The organism is Williamsia sp. SKLECPSW1, from assembly GCF_054332755.1.
Window position 1 is genome coordinate 963,164 of the sequence record NZ_JBTGLI010000001.1, and the last position, 23,895, is coordinate 987,058.

Sequence of the window (23,895 nt, forward strand, 5' to 3'; positions counted from 1 at the left end):
CGTTCAGCCCGCCAGGTTGAAGTCGCCGTCGGAGCCATAGATGGCGAGGGACAGGAGCAGGGTGATGACGACGACGACGATCAGCGAGGCGCGCACGGCGTTGCCGACCGCGATGCCCACGCCGACCGGGCCGCCGGAGGCGTTGTAGCCGTAGTAGGTGTGGATCATCATGACCGCGACCGCCATCGCGATGGCCTGCACGAAGGACCACAGGATGTTCGACGGTATGAGGAACGTCGAGAAGTAGTGGTCGTACACGCCCGACGACTGCCCGTAGAACACGACCGTGGCGAACCGCGCGGCCAGGAACGATGCGACCGAGGCCAGCGCGTACAGCGGGATGATCGCGATCAGTCCGGCGATGATCCGCGTGCTGACGAGGTAGGGGACCGACGCGATGGCCATCGACTCCAGTGCGTCGATCTCCTCGCTGACCCGCATCGCGCCCAGCTGTGCCGTGGCGCCGGCCCCGATCGTCGCGGCGAGGGCGATGCCCGCGATCACGGGGACCGCGATCCGCACGTTGATGAAGGCGGAGAAGAAGCCGGTGAGGGTCTCGACGCCGATGTTCGCCAGCGAGCTGTACCCCTGGACGGCGATGGTGCCGCCGGTGAACAGGGTGAGGAACCCGACGACCACGACCGTGCCACCGATGAGCGCGAGCGCACCGGTGCCCATGCTGATCTCGGCGATCAGCCGCAGCGTCTCCTTCTTGTACTGACGCAGGGCGCGCGGGATGGCGACGAGGCTGTCGAAGTAGAACATCGCCTGGTCGCCGAGGGCGTCCCACTCCCCCGTCGAGCGGCGCGCGAGTCGGGACCCGCGGAACGCGAGGCTGTGCGGCAAGGCCATGACTACCCTCCCGTCGCCTTCAGTCCGACCGCGGTGACGACGACGTTCACCACGAACAGGGCCATGAACGAGTAGACGACCGTCTCGTTGACCGCGTCGCCGACGCCCTTCGCGCCACCCTTGACGGTGAGACCGCGGTAGCAGCCGACCAACCCGGCGAACAGTCCGAACAGCGCCGCCTTGACCATCGAGATGATGAGTTCGCCGAGGCCCGTCAGCAGCGTGAGGTTCGCGATGAACGCACCCGGGTTGACGTCCTGGAGGTAGACCGAGAACACGAACCCGCCGCCGAGCCCGATGGTGCAGACGAGGCTGTTCAACAGCAGAGCGACGATGGTCGACGCGATGACGCGGGGGACGACGAGACGGTGGATCGGGTCGATGCCGAGCACGCGGAGGGCGTCGATCTCCTCGCGGATGGTGCGCGCACCGAGGTCGGCACAGATGGCGGTCGCGCCCGCCCCGGCGACGATGAGGACCGTGACGATCGGACCGATCTGGGTGATGGTGCCCAGGGCGGCGCCGGCGCCGGAGAGGTCCTGGGCACCGATCTCGCGCAACAGGATGTTCAGGGTGAAGCTGACCAGGACGGTGAAGGGGATCGCGACCAGCAGCGTGGGGACCATCGAGACGCGGGCGATCGCCCAGGACTGCTCGACGGTCTCGCGGGCCTGGAAGGGCCGCCGCGGCAGCTCACGTGCGGCGGCGACGGCGAGGCCGACGAAGTCGCCGACGCCTGCGAACGGGGCCGCCAGTCGTGTCCTCACCGACTCTCCTCACACCCAGCCACGTCGTGGAGCCCGACCCGTTCGGCCCCGGCCCGGGAGGCGAACCCACGACGTCCGATCACTGAGACCCGCACCCGTCGCCACCTCTCGACTCGATGAGACAACGGAATTCGCACCGTCGGCGGCGCGTGGTCGAAGGCAACTTAGCATGCGTCCAATTGGTTGCCATGGATGATTCGAGGAATACACAGAGAGTTGTCGTCACTGCGCCAACGCGTTCGCCGCGGAGAACGTCCGCGACGGGTCACGATCTGCGAAATAGCTGCTCAGACGGCTGGAGAGGTCCGCGGGATCCCACGCATCGCCGTCGGCGGCGAACGTCTCCTCGACGGTGGGTGCCGCCATCAGCGTCACCTTCGGGCCGTAGACGACGAACACCTGGCCACTGACCGCCGCCGAGTCCGGCCCGGCGAGGAACTGCACGAGGGAGACGACGTGGTCGGTCGAGAGGGGGTCGACGCCGTCGGCCGGCGGCTCGCCGAACACCGCGGCGGTCATGGCGGTGCGCGCCCGCGGGCAGATGGCGTTCGCGGTCACGCCGTAGCGACCCAGGATGCGTGACGCGGAGAGGGTGAGCGCGGTGATCCCGGCCTTCGCGGCTCCGTAGTTCGCCTGCCCCTCGGGCCCGAGGAGCCCGGCCTCCGACGAGGTGTTGATGATGCGCCCGTACACGGGTGCCTCGGCCGCCTTGGACGCAGCACGCCAGTGCGCCGCGGCGTTGCGGTTGAGCAGGAAGTGGCCCCGCAGGTGTACGCGAACGACGAGGTCCCACTCGTCGTCGCTCATGTTGAACAGCATGCGATCGCGCACGACGCCCGCGTTGCACATGAGGACGTCGAGCGACCCGTGGTCGTCGACCGCGGTGCGCATGATCTCGGTGGCCGTCGCGGAGTCGCCGATGTCACCGGCGACGACGACGCCCTTTCCGCCCGCGGCGGAGATCGCGTCGACGACGTCACTGTCGTCGAGTGCCGCGGCGAGGTCGTTGACGACGACGGTCGCGCCGAGCGCGCCCAGTCCGATGGCCTCGGCGCGACCGAGGCCCGCAGCCGCCCCGGTCACGACGGCGACGCGCCCTTCGAGTGATTGCACAGCTAGAACCTGTTCTAATTCTGCTGCGATGTCAAGGGGCGCGGCGATGTCGGGCGCACCCGCGCCCGACATCGGGTGTCATTCGATCGACAGAGCCGCCTTGGGGCAGTTCGCGACGACCTGACGCATCTCCTCGAGGCGGTCGTCGGGGACCTCCTCCTGGAGGATCACCAGGTAGTCGTTGTCGTCGAGGTCGAACACATCCGGAGCCATGCCGACGCAGACGGCGTTGGACTCACAGAGGTCGAAATCTGCCTTGATGCGCATGTCGTGGCCTTCCGTTCCCCGGGCACGTCGGTTGACGCACTCCATCGATTCACGTTAGAACGTGTTCTAGAATCTGACCATCGGTCAGTCCACCGACCGAACGTTCCGTCACCGATACTCTCACGGAGTCCCCGATGCGCATCGCCTATACAGAGGCTCACGAGGAGCTCCGTCGCGAGCTCCGGTCCTACTTCGCGCAACTGATGACGCCCGAGCGTCGTGCCGCGCTCGCGTCGGACTCGGGTGAGGTCGGGGCCGGCAACGTCTACCGGGAGGTCGTCGCGCAGATGGGCGCCGACGGCTGGTTGGCGCTGGGATGGCCGACGGAGTTCGGCGGACAGAACCGCCCGATGATGGATCAGCTGATCTTCACCGACGAGGCCGCGATCGCCGGTGTGCCGGTGCCGTTCCTGACGATCAACTCGGTGGCGCCGACGATCATGCACTACGGCACCGACGAGCAGAAGGCGTTCTTCCTGCCGAAGATCGCGGCCGGCGAACTGCACTTCTCCATCGGCTACTCCGAGCCCGGCGCCGGCACCGATCTCGCGTCGCTGCGGACCACCGCCCGCCTCGACGGCGACGAGTTCGTGATCAACGGCCAGAAGATGTGGACGAGCCTGATCCAGTACGCCGACTACATCTGGCTGGCCTGCCGCACCGACCCGGCGTCGATGGAACCGGGCGGCAAGAAGCACAAGGGCATCTCGATGCTCATCGTGCCGACCGACGCCGAGGGGTTCAGCTACACGCCGGTCCACACGATGGCCGGTGTCGACACGAGCGCCACCTACTACTCCGACGTCCGGGTCCCCCGCTCGGCGCTCGTCGGCGAGCTCGGTGGCGGGTGGCCGCTGGTGACCAATCAGCTCAACCACGAGCGTGTCGCACTGTGTTCGGCGGCGCCGATCCAGCAGGCGCTGCGCGAGACCGTCGAGTGGGCGCAGAACACCAAGCGCGCCGACGGCGACCGGGTGATCGACGCCGAGTGGGTGCAGCTGAACCTCGCGCGCGTGCACGCCAAGGTCGAGTTCCTGAAGCTGATCAACTGGAACATCGCGTCGACGGCGACACAGGGCGGGTCGCCGTCGCCGGCGGACGCCTCCGCGACGAAGGTGTTCGGCACCGAGTTCGCGACCGAGGCATACCGGTTGCTCATGGAGGTCCTGGGACCGGCGGCGACACTGCGCCGCACCTCCCCCGGCGCGCAGCTGGCCGGTCGGATCGAGCGTTTCCACCGGTCCTCGCTGATCCTCACCTTCGGCGGCGGCACCAACGAGATCCAGCGCGACATCATCGCGATGCTCGCCCTGGGCCAGCCCGCCCAGAAGCGTTGATCCAGAAGCTTTGATCGCAGAAGCGTTGACCCAGAAGCATTGACACAGCAGACGTCCGGTACACGAGCGTCGACCCCCCCCCCCCCCCCCCCAGGCGCTGACGAGAGGCACACCATGGACTTCCGTCCTTCCGAGGAGTCGGGCGACGTCGCCGGACTCGCGCGCGACATCGCCGCCCGGTTCGCGACCGACGAGCGGATCGCCGCCGCGGAGACCGCGGGCGACCCGATCGACACCGAGATGTGGTCGGCACTGGCCGACGCGGGTCTGCTCGCCCTGGAGGCGGAAGAGGCCGACGGGGGTGCCGGACTCGGTGTCGCCGAGAACGTCGCGGTGGCCACCGAACTCGGCAAGGTCCTGGCCCGCGTGCCGTTCGGGCCCCACGCGATGGTCGCCGTGCCGCTGATCGCAGGACTTGGTGGCGGACGTCTGCGTGCGACCTGGCTCCCGCGGGTCACCGACGGGTCGTCGGTCGTCACCGTCGCCGTCGACGGCGAGCTGTCGGAGGACCCGCTGGCCCCGACGGTCTCCGCCCGCCCCGACGGCGACGGATGGGTGCTCGACGGGACGGTGCTGGCGGTGCCGTTCGGTGCGTCCGCGGCAGCGGTCGTCGTCACGGCGACCGCACCCGACGGGACGCTCGCCGCGCTCGTGGCGACCGACGCCGAGGGCGTCGGCCGGGAGGACGCGCGGACCACCGGCCAGGTCCCCGCGGCTCATCTCGAGCTGACAGGTGTGCGGGTCGGTGCCGACGACGTCCTGGGCCGCGCCGATGCCGTCGCGTTCGTCGTCGACCGCCTGACACTCGCCCAGTGCGCCGACCAGGTCGGTGTGGTGACCGGGGCACTGGACCACACCGCCACGTATGCCCGTGAACGGGAACAGTTCTCCCGACCGATCGGCTCGTTCCAGGCTGTCGCGCAACGTCTGGCCGACGGGTACATCGACGTGCGGGCCGCGACGCTGACCACGCTGCAGGCCGCCTACTGCGTCGGGGGGGGAGAGAAAAAAGGCACAAAANTCGGCTCGTTCCAGGCTGTCGCGCAACGTCTGGCCGACGGGTACATCGACGTGCGGGCCGCGACGCTGACCACGCTGCAGGCCGCCTACTGCGTCGGTGCCGGCGAGAACGCCGGCACCGAACTGGCCACCGCCAAGTTCTGGGCCGCCGAGGCCGGGCACCGCGTCGCGCACACCGCGGTCCACGTGCACGGCGGCGTCGGCATCGACACCAGCCACCCGCTGCACCGGTACTTCCTGCGCGCCAAGCAGAACGAGTTCGCATCGGGGTCGGCGACGACCGCGCTGCGTCGGATCGGTGCGGCGTTGGCGGCCGAGCCGGTGTGAGTCCCGGAGTGGCGGCCGGGACGGTCGCACTCGCCGACCTCCTCGATCGCCTCTCCGAGGTCGACGACCGGGGTGTCCGGTGCGGGGACGTCGTCCTCTCGTGGCGCGATCACCTCGACACCGCTCGCCGCTGGGCGGGAGCGCTGCGCGCCCGCCTCGACCCCGATCGGCCACCGCACGTCGCGGTCCTGCTCGACAACACCACCGAGTTCGCGACGGTGCTGTCGGCGGCCGCGCTCGACGGACTCGTCGTCGTCGGGCTGAACACGACGCGACGTGGCGCCGCGCTGTCCCGCGACATCGCGGTCGCCGACTGCCAGGTCGTCCTCGTCGAACCGACGACCATCGCGCTGCTCGACGGGGTCGATCTCGGCGACGCGCACGTCGTCGACGTCACCGCGCCCTCCTGGTCCGACGAGGTGACGACCGCCCCCGTCGCCCGGTCGCGCACCCCGCGACCCGACGACCTGTTCATGCTGATCTTCACCTCGGGGACGAGCGGGGACCCGAAGGCGGTGCGGTGCGACCACGCGAAGGTCACCGGTGCCGGCGTGATGCTCGCCGACCGATTCGGTCTGGGTGCCGACGACGTCGTCTACCTGTCGATGCCGATGTTCCACTCGAACGCGATCATCGCCGGATGGGGTGTCGCGATCGCGGCCGGTGCGTCCGTCGCTCTGCGGCCGCGGTTCTCGGCCTCGGGGTTCCTCGACGACGTCCGCCGCTACGGCGCCACCTACGCCAACTACGTGGGCAAGCCGTTGAGCTACGTCCTGGCCACGCCGGAGAGGGCCGACGACGCCGACAACCCGCTCCGGATCGTCTACGGCAACGAGGCGTCCGCCGGTGACATCGTGGCGTTCGGTCGACGTTTCGGTGTTCGCGTCGTCGACGGGTACGGGTCCACCGAAGGCGGCATCGCGATCGGACGCACCGCAGAGACACCGCCGGAGGCGCTCGGTCCGCTGGTGGCACCCGTCGCCGTCGTCGACCCCGGTACCGGACTCCCCTGTCCACCTGCGGAGTTCGACGACGACGGCCGACTGCTGAACGCCGACGTGGCCGTCGGCGAGATCGTCAACACCTCGGGCGGGGGCGCCTTCACCGGCTACTACGGCGACACCGCCGCCGACGCCGAGCGGATGCGCGGCGGGATCTACCACTCCGGCGATCTCGCCTACGTCGACCGTGCGGGCTTCGTCCACTTCGCGGGCCGGATCGGTGACTGGGTGCGGGTGGACGGCGAGAACATCGGGACCGGTCCGATCGAGCGGATCCTGCTGCGCCACCCGTCGATCCGCCTCGCCACGGTGTACGGGATCGGTGGACGGGTCGGCGACGAGATCGTGGCGTCGCTGGTCGCCGACGGTCTCACCGCCGACGGCCTGTCGGAGTTCCTCGCGGCGCAGTCGGATCTGGGACCCAAGCAGTGGCCGTCCCACATCTGCCTCGTCGACGAGCTCCCGACGACCGCGACGTTCAAGGTGCTCCGCCGCGAGATCGCGTCGTCGGCACCCGACCCGACGTGGTCGCTGGACCCCGTGACCCGCACCTATCTCTGACGCTCCACTTCCAGGCTCCGCGCTCCACTTCCAGGCTTCCCGCTCCACTTCCAGGCTTCGCGCTCCGGTTCCAGGGTTCCCGCTCCGGTTCCAGGGTTCGCGCTCCACTTGTTCGAGGACGCTCCGTTTGCAGGCGGAGCGTCCTCGAACAAGTGGAGCGTTCACGCGGAGACCGCCCTGCAAGTGGAGCGTCACCACCAGAAGTGGAGCGCCAGCATCACGGCACCACAGGGCACCACGGGTGGAGCGTCAGGCCGGCGCGGCGTGGGGAAGCGTCGCGGCGAGGCGTTCGACGGTCCGGGTGTACTCGTCGACGAGGCCGTCGATCAGCTCGGCGACCGGCGTGATCGCGTTCATCCGGCCGACGATCTGCCCGGCCGGCATGGCGACGACCTGCGGGTCGTCCGCGGCGGAGATCCTCGAGTGCGCCTCGGCGACGAGCAGGTTCTGCAGCGGCATCGGCAGCGGCGCAGGAGCATCCGGCGCGTCCCACGCGTCGGTCCACTTCGTCTTGAGCAGCCGCGCGGGCTTGCCGGAGTAGATGCGACGGCGCACGGTGTCGTGGGAGGTGGCCGCCAGCAGCGCCTGCTGGATGGTGGTCGGCCCGTCGCCGGTCGCCCCGAGCCGGTACTCGGCCGCGGTCAACCAGTACGAGCCCATCCACACCCCGTCGGCGCCGGAGGCCAGGGCCGCGGCGATCTGGCGGCCGCTGCCGACGCCACCGGCGGCCAACACCGATGCCCGACCCTCCACGGCGTCGACGACCTCGGGCCACAACACGACCGACGCGATCTCACCGGTGTGCCCACCGGCCTCGTAGCCCTGGGCGATGACGATGTCGACGCCGGCGTCGACGTGGTGCAGCGCGTGCGAACGCGCGCCGGCCAACGCCGCCACCTGGACACCGTGCGCGTGGGAGGTCGAGATGACGTCCGCGGGCGGCGATCCCAGTGCGTTGGCGATGAGCGTGATCTGGCCGTGCCGGTCGGCATGGTCCATCGCGACGTCGACGTGCGACCGCGCGACCGAGTGCAGCCAGCCCAACACACCCGCGTTCACCCGTTCCTCGCCGTCGAGCGCGGGCACGCCGAGCTCGTCGAGTGTCCGCTCGACGAACGCACGGTGCTCCGGCGGGATCAGCGAGTCGAGGTCGACCTTCGTGCCCTCGGTCGGGATCGTCGCGGGCATCACGATGTCGACGCCGAACGGCTTGCCGTCGGTGTTCTCGTGCATCCACGTCAGCACCCGGTCGAGCTCGTCGGCCTCGTTGAAGCGGACGCACCCGAGCACACCGAGACCGCCGGCCCGGCTGATGGCCGCGGCGACGTGCTCGGACGGTGTGAACCCGAAGATGGGGTACTCGATGCCGAACCGGTCGGCGAGTGCGGTGCGCATGGTGGCCCTGTCTGTGTGCGGATGGGTGCGTGTCAGGAACGGGTGGAGGTGACCTCGAGCGACTCGTCGGCCGGTCGGGAGTCGGTGATCTCATGTCCCCAGCGGTAATTCGGCTTCCCCGCGGGCGACCGCTTGATCTCGTCGACGAACCACACGCTGCGCGGACACTTGTACCCCGCGATCTGGTCGCGGGCGACCGTGTTGAGGTCGGCCAGCGCGGGACGGTGCCCGTCGCGTGCCGCGACGACCGCGGCGACCCTGCTGCCGTACCGCTCGTCGGGTACACCGACGACGACGACGTCGAACACGTCGGGGTGCGCCTTGAGCGCCTGCTCCACCTCCTCCGGGAAGATCTTCTCGCCACCGGAGTTGATCGACACCGACCCGCGGCCGAGCATGGTGATGGTCCCGTCGGGCTCATAGCGGGCGAAGTCGCCGGGCATCGAATACCGGACACCGTCGAAGGTCTTGAACGTCTTCTCCGACTTCTCCGGGTCGTTGTGATACCGCAGCGGGATGTTGCCGGTCCGGGCCATCAGGCCGACCTCGTCGGACCCGACGGGGATCACGGTGCCGTCCTCACGGAGCAGGACGGTGTTGGGGTCGGCCTTCACCCGCGGACCGCCGGCGTGCGCCTGCCCCTTCTCGACGGCGGTCATGCCACCGAACCCCGTCTCCGACGAGCCGATCGCGTCGACGATGACCGCGTTGGGGAAGCGGTCGACGTACTGGTCCTTGACGCTCTGGGAGAAGATCGCCGCGGACGACGCGATCGAGACGACCGACGACGTGTCGTAGTCCTTCTCCAGCAGCGCCTCGATCATGGGGCGTCCCATGGCATCACCGGTGATGAAGACGACGTTCGCCTTGTGCCGCTCGACGATCTCCCACGTCTGGTGGGCGCCGAACTCGGGGTAGATGATCGCCTTCTGCCCACCGAAGAGCGCCTGGAACACCGCCCACTGCGAGCCGCCGTGGATGAACGGTGGGATCGGGAACCGCACCAGCTGTCCGCCGGCCGCACCCTCGTTCGCGAACTTCCACTCGTCGGTGACGGGTTCCCCTGTATACCAGTCTGTTCCACCGCCGAGTACACGGAAGACGTCGTACTGGCGCCAGACGACGCCCTTCGGCTTCCCCGTCGTCCCGCCGGTGTAGAGGATGTACAGGTCGTCGTCGGACCGCTCCTCGAAGTCGCGGTCGGTGGAGTTGTCCGCCACGGCGGCGTCGAACTCGATCGCGTCGGCGGTGAGGTGCCCGTGGTTGAGGGCGTCGGCGACGTCCTTGCCGGTCCCGTCCTCGATCACGATCAGATGCTTCAGGTCGGGCGCCTTCGCCAGCACCTTCGAGACCTTCTGGGTGTACTGGCGTTCGTAGATCAGCACCGACATCTGCGAGTCGGTGAAGATGTGTTCGAGCTCGGCCTCGACGTAGCGGAAGTTGACGTTGACCATCACCGCTCGCGCCTTGAAGATCGCGACCATCGCCTCGACGCACTCGAGGGTGTTGCGGCTGTAGAGCCCGACGGTGTCCCCGGGCTGCACGCCGAGGGCGCGGAGTTGGTGCGCGAGGGCGTTGCTGCGCGCCTCGAGTTCGGCGTAGGTGCGCGCGGCGCCGTCGGTCTCGAGGGCGACGCGATCGGGCATGAGGTCGACGGCGTGCTCGATGAGGTCGGCGATGGTGAAGGCCATGGGGTCAAAACTAGAACGTGTTACCGTTTTGGGCAAGAAAACCGCAGAACACCTGCCCGATCGAGAGCGAGTCGCCGCGTGTCCGACAACCCCGCCACCCGCGAACCCGAGTGCCTCGTCGAGCAACGCGGCCACGTCCTCGTCGTCACGCTCAACCGACCCCAGGCGCGCAACGCCCTGTCGACCGAGATGATGCGGACCATGGAGGAGGCGTGGGACCGCGTCGACACCGACGACGAGATCCGCGTCGCCGTCCTCACCGGTGCGGGTGGGTACTTCTGCGCCGGCGCCGACCTCAAGTCGATGAACAGCAGGGCCCCGGGTGACAGCTTCGACTCCGGCGAGTTCGACCCCACCCACCTGCCGGCACTGCTGAAGGGTCGCCGGTTGAGCAAGCCGCTGATCGCCGCGGTGGAGGGTCCCGCGATCGCGGGCGGTACCGAGATCCTGCAGGGCACCGACATCCGCGTCGCGGGCGAGAGCGCCCGGTTCGGCGTCGCCGAGGCCCGGTGGGGTCTGTTCCCGATCGGGGGCAGCGCGGTCCGCCTGGTGCGGCAGATCCCGTACACGATCGCCGCGGACATGCTGCTCACCGGCCGCCAGGTGACGGCCCCGGAGGCGCTGTCCTACGGGCTGATCGGATACGTGGTCCCCGACGGCACGGCACTGGACAAGGCGCTCGAGATCGCCGAACGCATCGCCGCCAACGGACCTGTGGCGGTGCAGAACATCCTGCGGACCATCCGCGACACCGAGGGGATGCACGAGCTCGACGCGTTCCCGGTCGAGACGGCGTTGGGAAAGAAGGTCTTCTCCAGCGACGACGCCAAGATCGGCCCGAAGGCGTTCGCGAACAAGGAGAAGCCGGTGTTCACGGGGCGGTGACGGAGTCCGTTCGCGGCACGCCGTCGGCGAGGATCTCCGCCACCACCGGCGGGAGCACCGCCGGGGGAAGTCCGGCCATCGTCCCGAAGAACGCGGCACCACACATCCCGACGACCTCGTCGGGGTCGATCCTCTTGTCGGTGAGCATCTCGTAGCAGGCGGCGCGCAGGAGACCGATCCAACTGCGGATGGCGAGCGCGAGGATCGGCGCCGGGTCGTCGTCGGCGCCGGTCGCGGCCAGGATCCGTGACACCTGCACGTCGATCGATCCCGACACCATCGACACGACCTCGGGGTCCGAGCTGACACCGCCCCGGAAGACGGCACGCACCCCGTGTTCGTGGAGACGGCAGTGATCGACGAACGCCCGGATCCCGTTCTCCAACTGCGCCGTGGCCGGCAGTGTCGGGTCGGGCGCGGTCTCCTCCATCAGTCGGTCGTTCTCGCGGGTCAGCATGGCCACGAAGAACTCCCGTTTGCCCGGGAAGTAGTGGTACAGCAGGCCGCGGGAGACACCGGCCATCTCGGCGACCCGCTCGATGTGCACCTCGTCGTACGGGTGCGTGGCGAACAGTTCGACCCCGAGGTCGAGCAACTGATCCCGGCGCCGCTCGGGGCTCATCCGGGTACGTCGGTTCACCGCGCTCACGCTACTCGCGGACGCCACTACTTGACACGGGTTCAGTAGCGGTGGACAGTCGGGTCGTGGCGAGACGGACACCCAACGACTGGTTCGGCCGACGGTTCCCCCACCCGGGACGCCGCCGACCCGTGATCGGCGACCTGCTGAGCGTCGACCGACGACGTCCCATCCAGAGCATGACGGAGGCGGCCGTCGGGCTCGGGCCCCTGTACGAGCTGCAGGTGTTGCGGACGCGACTGGTCTTCGCGACGACCGCGGCGCTGACCGCCGAGCTGTGCGACGAGACCCGCTTCTGCAAGGCCCTGCCGCCTGCCGTCGCCGCCCTGCGCGACTATGCGGGTGACGGACTGTTCACCGCGTACAACGACGAGCCGAACTGGCAACTGGCGCACGAACTCCTGGTCCCGGCGTTCACGAAGCCGGCGATGCGGTCGTATCACCCGATCATGGTGGAGACCGCCGGCGAGCTGTTCGGCTACTGGGACAGCCGGATGGACGACGGCCCCGTCGACGTGTCCCGCGACATGACGAAGCTGACCATGGAGACGCTCACGCGCACGGCGTTCAGTCAGGACTTCGGGTCGTTCCGGTCGGAGAAGCCGCACCCGTTCGTCGCGGCGATGGTGACCGCACTGGAGACCGGCCGTCGCAAGGGCATGCTGCGGACACTGCCCGGGGGCAACGCCCTGGGCTGGTTGCTGGACCGGCGGTACGCACGGCACCAGGGATACCTCGACTCGATGCTCGACGAGCTCATCAGCGCCCGATCGGCCGTCGACGACAGCCACGACCTGCTGGGCATCATGCTGAACGTGGCGCACCCCGAGACCGGGGAGAAGCTGTCCCCGGTGAACATCCGTCACCAGATCCTCACGTTCCTCGTCGCCGGACACGAGACGACCTCGGGTGCACTGTCGTTCGCGCTGTACTACCTCGCGCGCAACCCCGAGTGCCTGGCCCGGGCCCGGGAGGAGGTCGACGAGCTCCTCGGCCCCGATCCTCACGCCATGCCGGAGTTCGAGCAGGTCGCCAAGTTCCGGTACGTCCGACGGGTGCTGGACGAGTCGCTGCGCATCTGGCCGACGGTGCCCGGGTTCGCGCGCGGCCCCCGCGAGGCGACCACCCTGGCGGACGAGTACCGCATGGACACCGACGACTACGTGGTCGTCAGTCTCGGGGCCGTCCACAAGGATCCCGCGGTGTGGGAGGACCCCGACCGCTTCGAGCCCGACCGGTTCCTCCCCGTGAACGTCAAGAAGCGGCCCCCGCACAGCTACAAGCCGTTCGGGGCGGGTCTGCGCGCATGCATCGGGCGTCAGTTCGCCATCCACGAGGCGGTCCTCGTCCTCGCGACGTTGATCCACCGCTACGAGTTCGCCGGCGACCCCGGCTACGACCTCACGGTCACCGAGCGTCTGACGATGCTGCCCGAGGGGTTCGAGCTCACCCTGCGTCCCCGCACGCACGCGGTGGTGCCCACCGCCTGACCCGTCGAGTGGGCGGTACCAGACGTCGAGTGGGCGGTACCAGACGTCCAGTGGGCGGTACCAGACGTCGTAGTGTCCGGAAACGCCCAGTCGACGTCCGGAAACGCCCAGTCGACGGGTGGGGTCAGATGGCGCGTTCGGCCTTCTCCCAGTACGGATCCCGCAGACGACGCTTGTAGAGCTTGCCGTTGTCGGCGCGGGGCATCTCGTCGATGTAGTCGATCGAGCGGGGCAGCTTGAACTTGGCGAGCCGCTCCTTGGCATACGTCATCAGCTCGTCGGTCAGCGCCTCGTCCCCGACGACACCCGGCGCCGGCTGCACGACGGCCTTGATCTCCTCGCCCCAATCCGCATGGGGCACACCGAACACGGCGACGTCGGCGACCTTCGGGTGCACGGCGAGTTCACCCTCGATCTCGGCCGGGTAGATGTTGACCCCGCCGGAGATGATCATGTCGTTCTTGCGGTCGAGCAGGTACAGATAGCCCTCGTCGTCCATGTAGCCGATGTCGCCGGTGGTGAACATGTTCCCGACGCGGGCCTTCTGGGTCTTCTCCTTGTCTTTGTAGTACTCGAACGAGGAGCCCTTCATCTCCATGTACACCTGACCGCTCTCGCCGCGCGGGACCTCCTCCCCGCTGTCGTCGAGGACCTTGACGACCGAGTACGACCACGCCTTGCCGACGGATCCCGGATGGGTGAGCCACTCGTCGCCGAAGATCGTCGTCCCGCCGCCCTCGGTGGCTGCGTAGTACTCGGTCACGACCGGTCCCCACCACTCGAGCATCTGCTGCTTGATCTCCCGGGGACACGGTGCGGCGCCGTGGATCATGTTGCGCAGCGACGACACGTCGTACTTCGCACGCACCTCCTCCGGCAGCGCGAGCAGACGGTGGAACTGCGTCGGGACCATGTGACTCTGGGTCACCTTGTGCTTCTCGATGAGGGCGAGCATCCGCTCGGGATCCCACTTGTCCATGAGAACGACCTTGTGGCCCAACTGCATCGAGATCATCACGAAGTTGACGACGGCCGTGTGGTAGAGCGGCGACCCGCAGATGTGGACGTGGTCGTCGTGCGGGACCAACCCCATCACCCCGAAGAACCCGATCCCGCCGAGCGCGGCCTGTTCCGGGGCGGCCCCGGTCAGCGGACGCCGGACGCCCTTGGGTTTCCCGGTGGTGCCCGACGTGTACAGCATCGGAGCGCCGGTCGTACGGTCCGACGGCAGGCTGTCGTCGACGTCGGCGACGAGGTCGTCGAGCGGACGGAAGCCGTCGACGGATCCGACGGCGAAGAGGTCCTCGGGAGCGAAACCCGCCTCGCGCGCCGCGATCCGGGCGGTGTCGGCGAAGCGTTCGTGCGCGATGAAGACCTTCGCCTCGCTGTCGCCGAGGATGTACGCGATCTCCGGACCGGTCAGGTGCCAGTTCACCGGCGCGAGGTAGAGGCCGATCTGCAGCGCCGCGAACTGGAGGCAGACCGTCTCCACGCAATTCGGGGTCGCGATGACGAGCGTGTCACCGGTGACGAATCCGTGGGCACGCAGCCCGTTGGACAGCCGGTTGGCCCGGGAGGCGATCTCGCCGTAGGTGTGTTCGACGCCGTCGGGGTCGACGAGGGCGATCTTCTCGGGGGTCTCGCGGGCTATGTTCCACAGGCCGATGGGCGCGTCGGTGTCGGACACGGGTGCCTCCTCGCAGAGCGGCGGGATGCCGCGATTTCTAGAACATGTTCTAGTTGGCTCGACCGCTCATTAGACCAGCTTCCCCAGTCGGCGGACAAGGTCGGCCGATCGAGCGGTCACCATGAGCATCGAGACGCCCGCGGCCTCCCATCGTTCGATGTCGCGGCGGACCGCCTCCTCGTCGCCGACGATCATGGTCTCGCGCACCAGCTCGTCGGGGACCGCGGCGATCGCATCGTCACGACGACCCTCGGCGAACAGCGCGCTGATCTCGTCGACGGCCTCGGCGTACCCCATCCGGCGGTAGACCTCGGCATGGAAGTTGAGGCCCTTGGCCCCCATCCCGCCCAGGTAGAACGCGGTGATGGGCTTGTACGACGCGACGGTCGCGGCGACGTCGTCGGTGATCTCGACCTGCACCGTCGCCGCCACCTCGAACTCGTCGCGGGTCCGCCGCGCGCCCGGCCGGCTCATGCCCTCGGCGAGCCACTCCTCGTAGCGATCGGCCAGGCGGGGGGTGTAGTAGATCGCGAGCCAGCCGTCGGCGATCTCGCCGGCGAGGGCGATGTTCTTGGGCCCCTCGGCACCCAGCCAGATGGGCAGATCCGAGCGCAGCGGATGCGTGATCGGCTTCAGCGACTTGCCCAGACCGGTCGCGCCGGGCGCATCGGAGGGGTAGGGCAGCGGGTAGTGGTGGCCGTCGTTGGTCACCGGACCCTTCCGATCGAGTACATCCCGGATGACCTGCACGTATTCGCGCGTCCGCGCCAGCGGCCTGGCGAACGGTTGCCCGTACCACCCCTCGACGACCTGCGGCCCGGAGACGCCGATGCCGAGGACGTGGCGGCCGCCCGAGAGGTGGTCGATCGTGAGGGCGTGCATCGCCAGCGACGTCGGTGGACGCGCCGAGATCTGGGCGACGGCGGTGCCCAGCCGGACACGGGTCGTCGCACTACCCCACCACGCGAGTGGCGTGAAGGCATCCGACCCCCACGACTCGGCGGTGAACACCGCGTCGAAGCCTGATTCCTCCGCTGCGGCGATCAGTTCCGGGGCGTCGTCGATGGGCCCCGCGGCCCAATAGCCCAACTGCAGTCCCAGCTTCACGCGAGCCTCCTGGCGACGGTTCCTTGCGGAGCAATACTAGAACCTGTTCTACTCGCTGGGTGACCATCAGCGAGACCGGGCCCGGACTGGCCGCCGTGTTGGCGTCGGCAGAGGCCGACGTACCCGAACCAGAGACGCCGGTGCTGACCGCACCGTTGCGCAACAGCTTCGACTACACCCGCTCGCTGGGACCGGTGTTGGGCCGGTTCGCGGACGGCATCCGCGAGGGGCGGATCGTCGCGGGGCGGACCGCGGCGGGGACCGTGATGGTGCCGCCGAGCGAGTTCGATCCCGAGACCGGCGCACCCACCACCGATTTCGTCGACGTCGGACCGGTCGGCACCGTCACGACCTGGTCCTGGCAACCCACACCCCTGCCGGGTCAGCCGCTCGACCGACCGTTCGCCTGGGCGCTCATCCGTCTCGACGGTGCGGACACCGATCTGCTCCACGCCGTCGCGGTCGACTCCCCCGACGCGCTGTCGACCGGTTCCCGGGTGGTGCCCGTGTGGGGTACGGACCGCACCGGACGCATCACCGACATCACCCACTTCGCCCTCGGCGACAGCGCGCAGGACGCGCCGGACTCGACCGCGGAGCAGGAGACCCCCGGGGTGGTCACCTACCCCATCGGTCTCGAGATCGACCACGCGGCAACGGTTGTCGAGACCTGGTACCTCGAGGGCCTCAAGGAGGGCAAGCTGATCGGTGGCCGCGCCAGCGACGGTGTCTACTTCCCACCGCGCGTCTCCAGCCCGGCGAACGGCGACCCCACCACCGAGCGGGTGGAACTGCCCGACACCGGCATCGTCACCACCTTCTGCATCGTCAACGTCCCGTTCCTGGGCCAGCAGATCAAGCCGCCCTACGTCGCCGCCTACGTCGTGCTCGACGGCGCCGACATCGGGTTCCTGCACCTCATCCTCGAGTGCGAGGCCCACGAGGTCCGGATGGGCATGCGCGTGAAGGCCGTGTGGCGTGACGAGTCCGAGTGGGACCACACGCTGCGCAACATCAGCCACTTCAAGCCGTCCGGCGAGCCCGACGCCGACTACGAGACCTACCGGAGTCACCTGTGAACGCACCGCGCGTGGCGATTGTCGGATTCGCCCACAGCCCCCATGTCGACGCGAGCTTCGGCACCACCAACGGCGTCGAGATGCTCATGCCGTGCTTCGCGAAGCTCTACGCCGAACTCGGCATCAGCCGCACCGACATCGAGTTCTGGTGCAGCGGGTCCTCGGACTACCTGGCCGGCCGGGCCTTCTCGTTCATCTCCGCGATCGACTCGATCGGCGCGGTGCCGCCGATCAACGAGTCGCACGTCGAGATGGACGCCGCATGGGCCGCCTACGAGGCGTACGTCAAGATCGCCACCGGCGAGGTCGACCTGGCCCTCGCCTACGGGTTCGGCAAGACGTCGGCGGGCACGATGGACCTCACCCTGGCGCTGCAGACCGACCCCTACACCGTGTCACCGCTGTGGCCGGACGCCGTCTCCCTGGCCGGCATGCAGGCGCGACTGGGTCTCGAGTCCGGGGCGTGGACGGAACGTCAGATGGCCGAGGTCGCCGCCCGCACGCTCGGACGCGACGTCGACGAGCTCCTCGCCGAGCCCGTGACCGCCGCACCCCTGCGCGCACACGACAGCTCGCGGTACACCGACGGCGCCGCCGCCGTCATCCTGGCGAGTGAGGAGCGGGCGAAGCAGCTCGTCGCCAACCCCGCCTGGGTCACCGGTTGGGACCACCGCATCGACACACCGAACTTCGGCGCGCGGGATCTGACCGCGTCACCGTCGACCCGGTTGGCCGGCGACGCCGCACTCGGCGACGACCGCTCCGTCGACGTCGCCGAGCTGTACGCGCCGTTCACCCACCAGGAGATCATCCTGAGAAACGAACTGCGGCTGCCCGATTCGGTACAGATCAACCCGTCGGGCGGAGCACTCGCCGCCAACCCGATGTTCGCCGCCGGCCTCGAACGCATCGGCTTCGCGGCGACGGCGATCCTGGCCGGGGAGGCCTCGACCGCGCTCGCACACGCGACCAGCGGACCGTTGCTGCAGCAGAACATGGTGGTGGCCCTCTCCGGTGCCGCCGGAAGCGGGGAATGAGCATGGGTGCCAACCGCGCCGCGGTCATCGGGACCGGGCAGACCAAGTACGTCGCCAAGCGTCACGACGTGACGATGGCGGGCATGTGCCGGGAGGCGATCGACGCCGCCCTCGCCGATTCCGGCTACACGATGGACGACATCGACGCCGTCGTCGTCGGCAAGGCCCCCGACCTCTTCGAGGGGTCGATGATGCCGGAGCTGTCGATGGCGGCCTCGCTCGGTGCGGTCGGCAAGCGGCTGATCCGCGTGCACACCGCCGGATCGGTCGGCGCGTCGACCGCCGTGGTGGCGTCGTCGCTGGTGAAGTCGGGCATCCACAAGCGGGTGCTGGCGGTCGCCTGGGAGAAGCAGTCGGAGTCGAACGCCATGTGGGCGTTGTCGATCCCCGTCCCGTTCACCATGCCGGTGGGCGCCGGCGCGGGCGGCTTCTTCGCGCCGCACGTGCGCGCCTACATCCGCCAGTCGGGCGCACCCGAGCACATCGGCGCCATCGTCGCGGCGAAGGACCGTCGCAACGGCGCGAAGAACCCGCTCGCCCACCTCCATCAGCCCGACATCACCGTCGAGAGCGTCATGGCGTCGCAGATGCTCTGGGACCCCATCCGCTACGACGAGACCTGCCCGTCGTCCGACGGCGCCTGCGCCGTGGTCATCGGCGACGAGAAGTCCGCCGACGACGCGGTCGCATCCGGCACCCCGGTGGCGTGGATCCGCGCGACCGCCATGCGTACCGAGCCGCTCGCCTACGCCCACCGCAACGTGGTCAGCCCGCAGGCGGGACGCGACGCGTCGGCGGCGCTCTGGCGCGATGCCGGCGTGACCGACCCGCTCGACGAGGTCGACGTCGCCGAGATCTACGTCCCGTTCTCGTGGTTCGAGCCGATGTGGCTGGAGAACCTCGGTTTCGCCGCGATCAACGAGGGGTGGAAGCTCACCGAGGCCGGTGAGACCGACTTCGGCGGTCGGATGCCGGTCAACCCGTCGGGCGGTGTGCTCTCGTCGAACCCGATCGGCGCGTCCGGGATGATCCGCTGCGCGGAGGCCGCCCGTCAGGTGCAGGGGAAGGCCGGCGACCACCAGGTCGACGGGGCCCGCACCGCGATGGGACACGCCTACGGCGGTGGGTCGCAGTACTTCTCGATGTGGCTGCTCGGCGCGGACAAGCCGTGAGCGACACACCCGCCTACCTCGACATCGACCGCGAGAACAACCCGGCCGTCGTCGCCGGTCGTGTCTCGCGCGAGATGGTCGCCGCCCGCGACAAGCAGGGATGGCTCGACAACTTCGCCGACGACGCGATCGTCGAGGATCCCGTGGGCCCCTCGATGTTCGACGAGCAGGGTGTCGGCCACCGCGGACGGGACGCCATCTCCGCCTTCTGGGACATGACGATCGCGACCACCGAGCGGCTCGACTTCGAGTTCGACGAGGAGATCATCTGCGGGAACGAGGTCGCCTACATCGGGCGCATCGTCACCCACATCGGCGGGCACGTCACCACCTCGCGCGGGGTGTTCACCTATCGCGCCGACGACGCCGGGAAGCTCGTCGCCCTCCGTGCCTTCTGGGAGGTCCAGAAGACCATGGAGTCGATGCGGAAGGCCTGACAGGTCAGACCGAGCGCGCCACCAGCGCCGCCACCCGCCCGATCACGACCTGATCGGCGGTCGCGTCGGGGTCGACACTGCTGCGACGGGTCTGCACCACCAGCAGGATGCGCTGTCCACGAGGCCCGATGAGCAGACCTCCGTCGTTCGCGGTGCCGTAGTCGCCCGAGCCGGTCTTGTCCGCCGACGTCCAGCCCGCCGGCAGGTCCGCACGGAACCGCTCGTCCGACGTGCGGGTCCCGCGCATCCACCCGACGAGTGTCGCCCGGTCGCGGGGATCGAGTCGGGTGCCGACCATGACCGCCCGCAGGCCGGCCGCGAACGCCTGCGGCACGGTGGTGTCGCGGTGGTCGCCGGGGATCGCGGAGTTCAGCGCCGTCTCCTGCCGCACCATCACCGTCGCGGGGTCGTGGGCGCTGCGCGCGAAGGCCGTCACCCCCGGGGGTCCGCCGATCGCCGCGAACATCAGGTTGGCCGCGGTGTTGTCGCTCTGCTGCAGGGCGGCGGTGGCGATCTCGGCGTAGGTCATGGTGCGACCGACCCGGGTCTGCGTGACCGGTGAATGGGTGACGATGTCCTCGCGCCGGACGGGTACCGGGCTGTCGAGGCGGAGCCGGCCGTGGCGAGCGGCGTCCAGCACGGCCGCCGCGAGGTACACCTTCGACATCGAGAGGACCGGGAACCTGTGATCCGATCCGGTCGACGCGATCACACGCCCCGTCGTGAGGTCGCGGGCCCACACCCCGAGGTCGAGTCGAGATGCGGAGGAGAGCGATCGGATCTGGGCGTCGACGGTCGGCGACGCGTGTGCGGGAGCGGCGGTGAGCCCGGCCGCGAGGGCGGCGGGGACGAGGAGCGCCACGACGATCGATCGGACTGTACGCATGGCGAACAGTGTGCCCTGCCGGGAAGCAGTCGTGCTCGACCGGCCGTAGCATCGCCCCTCGTGATCCTGCCGACCGTCCGCGACCCGCGTCTGGTGACCGTGCGACGAGGCGGCACGCTGACCGACGAGGATCACCGACTGCTCGCCCTGTGGGCTGCCGAGTGCGCGGAATCCGTTCTCGCCCTCGTCGAGTCACATGTCGCCGACGACACCCGCCCCCGCGAGGCGATCGCCGCCACGCGGGCGTGGGCCGACGGCGCGATGCGGATGACGGCCTGTCGCGCCGCGGGCGGGCATGCGATGGGCGCGGCCCGGCCACTGTCCGGTGCGCCGCGGTGGGCGGCCTACTCGGCCGGTCAGGCCGCCTGCGTCGCCCACGTCCCCGAGCACGATCTGGGCGCGGCGGCCTACGCGATCAGGGCAGCGGTCGCGGCCGCGGAACCGGGTCGCCGGGAGACCGTGCGTCTGAGGACCCGGGATCGGCAGCGCGCACTCGTCCCCGACCGCCTGCGTGACCTCGTCGTCGAGGACCAGATCCGTCGGGACGCGATCTGCTGGGACGTCTTCGGAGACTGACCGTCACCGATAGCGGACCGACAGCTCCTTGATGCCGTTGATCCACCCGTGGCGGAGGTAGCGCGGTTCGTCGATCTTGGCGATGTCCGGCATGTGGTCGGCGATCGCCGAGAAGATGAGGTCGATCTCCATCCGCGCCAGGTTCGCGCCGACGCAGTAGTGCGCGCCGTGACCGCCGAATCCGAGGTGCGGGTTGGGGTCTCGTGTGATGTCGAAGGTGAACGGGTCGTCGAACACCGTGGTGTCGTAGTTGGCCGATCCGTAGAACATCCCGACCCGCTGCCCCTGCTTGATCTGCGCGCCACCGAGTTCGACGTCGGCCTTCGCCGTCCGTTGGAAACAGTTCACGGGCGTCGCCCAGCGCACGATCTCGTCGGCGGCGGTGGCAGGCCGTTCCCGCTTGAAGAGGTCCCACTGGTCGGGGTTGTCGAGGAATGCGTTCATGCCGCGCGTGATCGCGTTGCGGGTCGTCTCGTTGCCCGCGACGCTCAGCATGATGAAGAAGTAGCCGAACTCGAGCTCGTCGAGTGCGTGGCCGTCGATGTCGGCGTGGACGAGTTCGGTGACGATGTCCCCCACCGGACACTTCTTGCGGTCCTCGGCCATCTCGTAGGCGTAGCCGAGCATCTGCGCGGAGGCCAGCTGCGGATCGTCGGTGAAGTCGGGGTCGTCGTAGTTCATCATCGCGTTGGACCAGGCGAACAGCTTCTGACGATCGTCCTGCGGTACGCCGAGCAGGTCGGCGATGGCCTGCAGCGGCAGCTCGACCGCGACGTCGTGCACGAAGTCGGCCGGCCCCTCCTGGGTCGCCGCCTTCTCCACGATCTGTCGCGCCCGCTGCGCCAACCCCTCCTCGAGTGCATGCACCGAGCGCGGCGTGAACGTCTTCGCGACCAGTTTGCGCAGCCGCGTGTGCTCGGGCGGGTCGTGGTTGATGACGAGCGCCTTGGTCACCTCGAGCTGTTCGGGCTCCATGTCGTCGTCGAACCGGACGATGACGCCGTTCGCGTTGGCCGACCACAGCTCGTTGTTCTTCGAGATCGCCCGGATGTCCTCGTGCCGGGTGACCGCCCAGTACCCGCCGTCGTGGAATCCGCCGCCGCTGCCCGCGGGCTGGTCGATCCAGTGCACCGGTGCGGTCTGCCGGAGCTCGGCGAAGGTCGCATGCGGGATCCCGTCCTGCAACAGCGACGGACTCGTGAGGTCCGTGCCGTCCCGCAGCACGGGGTCGGAGAACACCGGACATGCGGCAGAGTGGGTCGGGGTGTCGGACATGATCGATTTTCCTTCACGGGAGGTGAACCTGTTCCACTTCCCAGTGTGGACCCGTCCGTGCCGGTCGTACAGCACTTTCGCCGTCCGATGTGGACTCCCGCGAGAACGTGTTCTAGTTTTGACCCATGGGTGTTCCTGTCATCGTGGAAGCAGTACGGTCGCCGATCGGCAAGCGGGCGGGGTGGCTCTCGGGCCTGCACCCGGTCGAGCTCCTGGGCGCGGTCCAGCGGGGAGTCGTCGAGCGCACCGGTATCGACCCCGCGCTCGTCGAGCAGGTCATCGGCGGCTGCGTCATGCAGGTCGGCGCGCAGGGCAACAACATCACGCGAACGGCCTGGTTGAACGAGGGCCTCCCGTGGCAGACCGGTGCGACCACCGTCGACTGCCAGTGCGGGTCCGCGCAGCAGGCCAACCACCTCGTCGCGGGTCTCATCGCGACCGGCGCCATCGACGTCGGCATCGCCTGCGGTGTCGAGGCGATGAGCATGGTCCCCCTCGGGGCGAACGTGATGCTCGAGGGCGCGGGACCCCGTCGACCCGAATCGTGGGACATCGACATGCCCACCCAATTCGACGCCGCCGAGCGGATCGCGCAGCGCCGCGGGATCACCCGCGCGGACACCGACGCCCTCGGCGAGCGCAGTCAGCGCCTGGCCAAGCAGGCGTGGGACGAGGGCCGGTTCGACCGCGAGGTGCTGTCGATGAAGGCTCCCGAGCGCACCAAGGACGGTGAGCTGACCGGCGAGATGCTCGACGTCACCCGCGATCAGGGTCTGCGCGACACCACCCTCGAGTCGCTGGGCCGCCTCACGCCCATCCTCGACGACGGCATCCACACCGCGGGGACGTCGTCGCAGGTGTCCGACGGCGCCGCGGCCGTCCTGTTGATGGACGAGGACCGGGCGCGCGAACTCGGCCTCACCCCGCGGGCACGCCTGCGGGCCCAGGTGCTCGTCGGCGCCGAGCCGTACTACCACCTCGACGGACCGGTCCAGGCCACCGAGCGCGTCCTGGCCAAGGCGGGCATGTCGATGTCGGACATCGACCGCTTCGAGGTCAACGAGGCGTTCGCGTCCGTCCTGCTCAGCTGGGCGTCGGTGCACGAGCCCGACATGGACAAGGTCAACGTCAACGGGGGTGCCATCGCGCTCGGCCACCCGGTCGGCAGCACGGGGTCCCGGCTCATCACGACAGCCCTGCACGAACTCGAGCGCAGCGACACCTCGACCGCGCTCATCACCATGTGCGCGGGCGGCGCCCTGTCCACCGGGACCATATTGGAACGAATCTGAG

At 69.2% G+C, this 23,895-nt stretch carries 22 protein-coding genes; 11 read left to right on the top strand and 11 right to left on the bottom strand.

Translation table 11 applies throughout. From position 1 onward, the window contains the following. Window positions 1-3: 3 nt before the first annotated feature. The 4 genes from ACXVUM_RS04305 to ACXVUM_RS04320 form a co-directional block, all read right to left on the bottom strand. Entirely contained in the window at window positions 4-852 is an 849-nt protein-coding gene (locus ACXVUM_RS04305; protein WP_458520609.1) for an MlaE family ABC transporter permease, read from the bottom strand. A 2-nt stretch (window positions 853-854) separates the two neighbouring features. Further along, a complete protein-coding gene (locus ACXVUM_RS04310; RefSeq protein WP_299576486.1) occupies window positions 855-1,619 on the bottom strand; it encodes an MlaE family ABC transporter permease in 765 nt (254 codons plus the stop codon). Between the two features lie 222 nt (window positions 1,620-1,841). Then, the gene (locus ACXVUM_RS04315; RefSeq protein ID WP_458520610.1) at window positions 1,842-2,732 is read right to left on the bottom strand and encodes a 3-oxoacyl-ACP reductase; all 891 of its coding nucleotides are present in this window, start codon (window positions 2,730-2,732) and stop codon (window positions 1,842-1,844) included. 78 nt (window positions 2,733-2,810) lie between these two features. Next, a complete protein-coding gene (locus tag ACXVUM_RS04320; protein ID WP_253647153.1) occupies window positions 2,811-2,999 on the bottom strand; it encodes a ferredoxin in 189 nt (62 codons plus the stop codon). A gap of 134 nt (window positions 3,000-3,133) precedes the next feature. Between ACXVUM_RS04320 and ACXVUM_RS04325 the strand changes: the two genes are divergently transcribed. The 3 genes from ACXVUM_RS04325 to ACXVUM_RS04335 all read left to right on the top strand — a co-directional run bounded on the left by ACXVUM_RS04325 (window position 3,134) and on the right by ACXVUM_RS04335 (window position 7,245). Then, the gene (locus tag ACXVUM_RS04325) at window positions 3,134-4,336 is read left to right on the top strand and encodes an acyl-CoA dehydrogenase family protein (RefSeq protein WP_458520611.1); all 1,203 of its coding nucleotides are present in this window, start codon (window positions 3,134-3,136) and stop codon (window positions 4,334-4,336) included. A 114-nt stretch (window positions 4,337-4,450) separates the two neighbouring features. Beyond that, a complete protein-coding gene (locus tag ACXVUM_RS04330) occupies window positions 4,451-5,683 on the top strand; it encodes an acyl-CoA dehydrogenase family protein (RefSeq protein WP_458520612.1) in 1,233 nt (410 codons plus the stop codon). Next, window positions 5,680-7,245 carry a long-chain-fatty-acid--CoA ligase gene (locus ACXVUM_RS04335; protein ID WP_458520613.1) on the top strand — a complete coding sequence of 522 codons (1,566 nt, stop codon included), beginning with the start codon at window positions 5,680-5,682 and terminating at the stop codon, window positions 7,243-7,245. The genes ACXVUM_RS04330 and ACXVUM_RS04335 overlap by 4 nt, the downstream gene beginning before the upstream one ends. Before the next feature lie 249 nt (window positions 7,246-7,494). Here the strand turns inward: ACXVUM_RS04335 and ACXVUM_RS04340 are convergent, their stop codons facing one another. Together ACXVUM_RS04340 and ACXVUM_RS04345 are read right to left on the bottom strand one after the other, a co-directional pair. Continuing rightward, the gene (locus ACXVUM_RS04340; RefSeq protein ID WP_458520614.1) at window positions 7,495-8,640 is read right to left on the bottom strand and encodes an NAD(P)H-dependent flavin oxidoreductase; all 1,146 of its coding nucleotides are present in this window, start codon (window positions 8,638-8,640) and stop codon (window positions 7,495-7,497) included. Between the two features lie 32 nt (window positions 8,641-8,672). Next, a complete protein-coding gene (locus tag ACXVUM_RS04345; protein WP_458520615.1) occupies window positions 8,673-10,331 on the bottom strand; it encodes an acyl-CoA synthetase in 1,659 nt (552 codons plus the stop codon). A gap of 78 nt (window positions 10,332-10,409) precedes the next feature. Between ACXVUM_RS04345 and ACXVUM_RS04350 the strand changes: the two genes are divergently transcribed. Then, window positions 10,410-11,216, top strand: a complete 807-nt coding sequence (locus ACXVUM_RS04350; RefSeq protein ID WP_458520616.1) for a crotonase/enoyl-CoA hydratase family protein — start codon at window positions 10,410-10,412, stop codon at window positions 11,214-11,216. Here ACXVUM_RS04350 and ACXVUM_RS04355 read toward each other — a convergent pair. After that, a complete protein-coding gene (locus ACXVUM_RS04355; RefSeq protein ID WP_458520617.1) occupies window positions 11,203-11,856 on the bottom strand; it encodes a TetR/AcrR family transcriptional regulator in 654 nt (217 codons plus the stop codon). The two genes, ACXVUM_RS04350 and ACXVUM_RS04355, sit on opposite strands and share 14 nt — an antisense overlap. Window positions 11,857-11,921: 65 nt before the next feature. Here ACXVUM_RS04355 and ACXVUM_RS04360 point away from each other — a divergent pair, with 65 nt between their 5' ends. Then, entirely contained in the window at window positions 11,922-13,346 is a 1,425-nt protein-coding gene (locus ACXVUM_RS04360) for a cytochrome P450 (protein WP_458520618.1), read from the top strand. 124 nt (window positions 13,347-13,470) lie between these two features. Here the strand turns inward: ACXVUM_RS04360 and ACXVUM_RS04365 are convergent, their stop codons facing one another. Together ACXVUM_RS04365 and ACXVUM_RS04370 are read right to left on the bottom strand one after the other, a co-directional pair. After that, window positions 13,471-15,033, bottom strand: coding sequence for an acyl-CoA synthetase (locus tag ACXVUM_RS04365; protein ID WP_458520619.1), 1,563 nt, complete (start codon window positions 15,031-15,033; stop codon window positions 13,471-13,473). 69 nt (window positions 15,034-15,102) lie between these two features. Continuing rightward, entirely contained in the window at window positions 15,103-16,140 is a 1,038-nt protein-coding gene (locus ACXVUM_RS04370; protein ID WP_458520620.1) for an LLM class F420-dependent oxidoreductase, read from the bottom strand. A gap of 59 nt (window positions 16,141-16,199) precedes the next feature. On the opposite strand from ACXVUM_RS04370, the gene ACXVUM_RS04375 reads away from it, so the two are divergent. Genes ACXVUM_RS04375 through ACXVUM_RS04390 form a run of 4 tightly spaced genes read left to right on the top strand, consistent with a single transcriptional unit; the run spans window position 16,200 to window position 19,865 of the window. Continuing rightward, window positions 16,200-17,219: a Zn-ribbon domain-containing OB-fold protein gene (locus tag ACXVUM_RS04375; protein ID WP_458520621.1), complete on the top strand. Its 1,020-nt coding sequence runs from the start codon at window positions 16,200-16,202 to the stop codon at window positions 17,217-17,219. Continuing rightward, window positions 17,216-18,256, top strand: a complete 1,041-nt coding sequence (locus ACXVUM_RS04380) for a thiolase domain-containing protein (protein WP_458520622.1) — start codon at window positions 17,216-17,218, stop codon at window positions 18,254-18,256. The genes ACXVUM_RS04375 and ACXVUM_RS04380 overlap by 4 nt, the downstream gene beginning before the upstream one ends. A 2-nt stretch (window positions 18,257-18,258) precedes the next feature. Next, window positions 18,259-19,428, top strand: coding sequence for a thiolase domain-containing protein (locus ACXVUM_RS04385; protein WP_458520623.1), 1,170 nt, complete (start codon window positions 18,259-18,261; stop codon window positions 19,426-19,428). Then, on the top strand, window positions 19,425-19,865 hold the full coding sequence (locus ACXVUM_RS04390; RefSeq protein ID WP_458520624.1) for a nuclear transport factor 2 family protein: 441 nt from the start codon (window positions 19,425-19,427) through the stop codon (window positions 19,863-19,865). Before ACXVUM_RS04385 ends, ACXVUM_RS04390 begins: the two co-directional genes overlap by 4 nt. Before the next feature lie 4 nt (window positions 19,866-19,869). Here the strand turns inward: ACXVUM_RS04390 and bla are convergent, their stop codons facing one another. Further along, window positions 19,870-20,751: a class A beta-lactamase gene (gene bla, locus ACXVUM_RS04395; protein WP_458520625.1), complete on the bottom strand. Its 882-nt coding sequence runs from the start codon at window positions 20,749-20,751 to the stop codon at window positions 19,870-19,872. Between the two features lie 60 nt (window positions 20,752-20,811). Between bla and ACXVUM_RS04400 the strand changes: the two genes are divergently transcribed. Then, on the top strand, window positions 20,812-21,327 hold the full coding sequence (locus ACXVUM_RS04400) for a putative immunity protein (protein WP_458520626.1): 516 nt from the start codon (window positions 20,812-20,814) through the stop codon (window positions 21,325-21,327). A gap of 3 nt (window positions 21,328-21,330) precedes the next feature. Here the strand turns inward: ACXVUM_RS04400 and ACXVUM_RS04405 are convergent, their stop codons facing one another. After that, window positions 21,331-22,602, bottom strand: coding sequence for a cytochrome P450 (locus ACXVUM_RS04405; RefSeq protein ID WP_458520627.1), 1,272 nt, complete (start codon window positions 22,600-22,602; stop codon window positions 21,331-21,333). A 125-nt stretch (window positions 22,603-22,727) separates the two neighbouring features. On the opposite strand from ACXVUM_RS04405, the gene ACXVUM_RS04410 reads away from it, so the two are divergent. Beyond that, on the top strand, window positions 22,728-23,894 hold the full coding sequence (locus ACXVUM_RS04410; protein ID WP_458520628.1) for a steroid 3-ketoacyl-CoA thiolase: 1,167 nt from the start codon (window positions 22,728-22,730) through the stop codon (window positions 23,892-23,894). Window position 23,895: the final 1 nt, after the last annotated feature.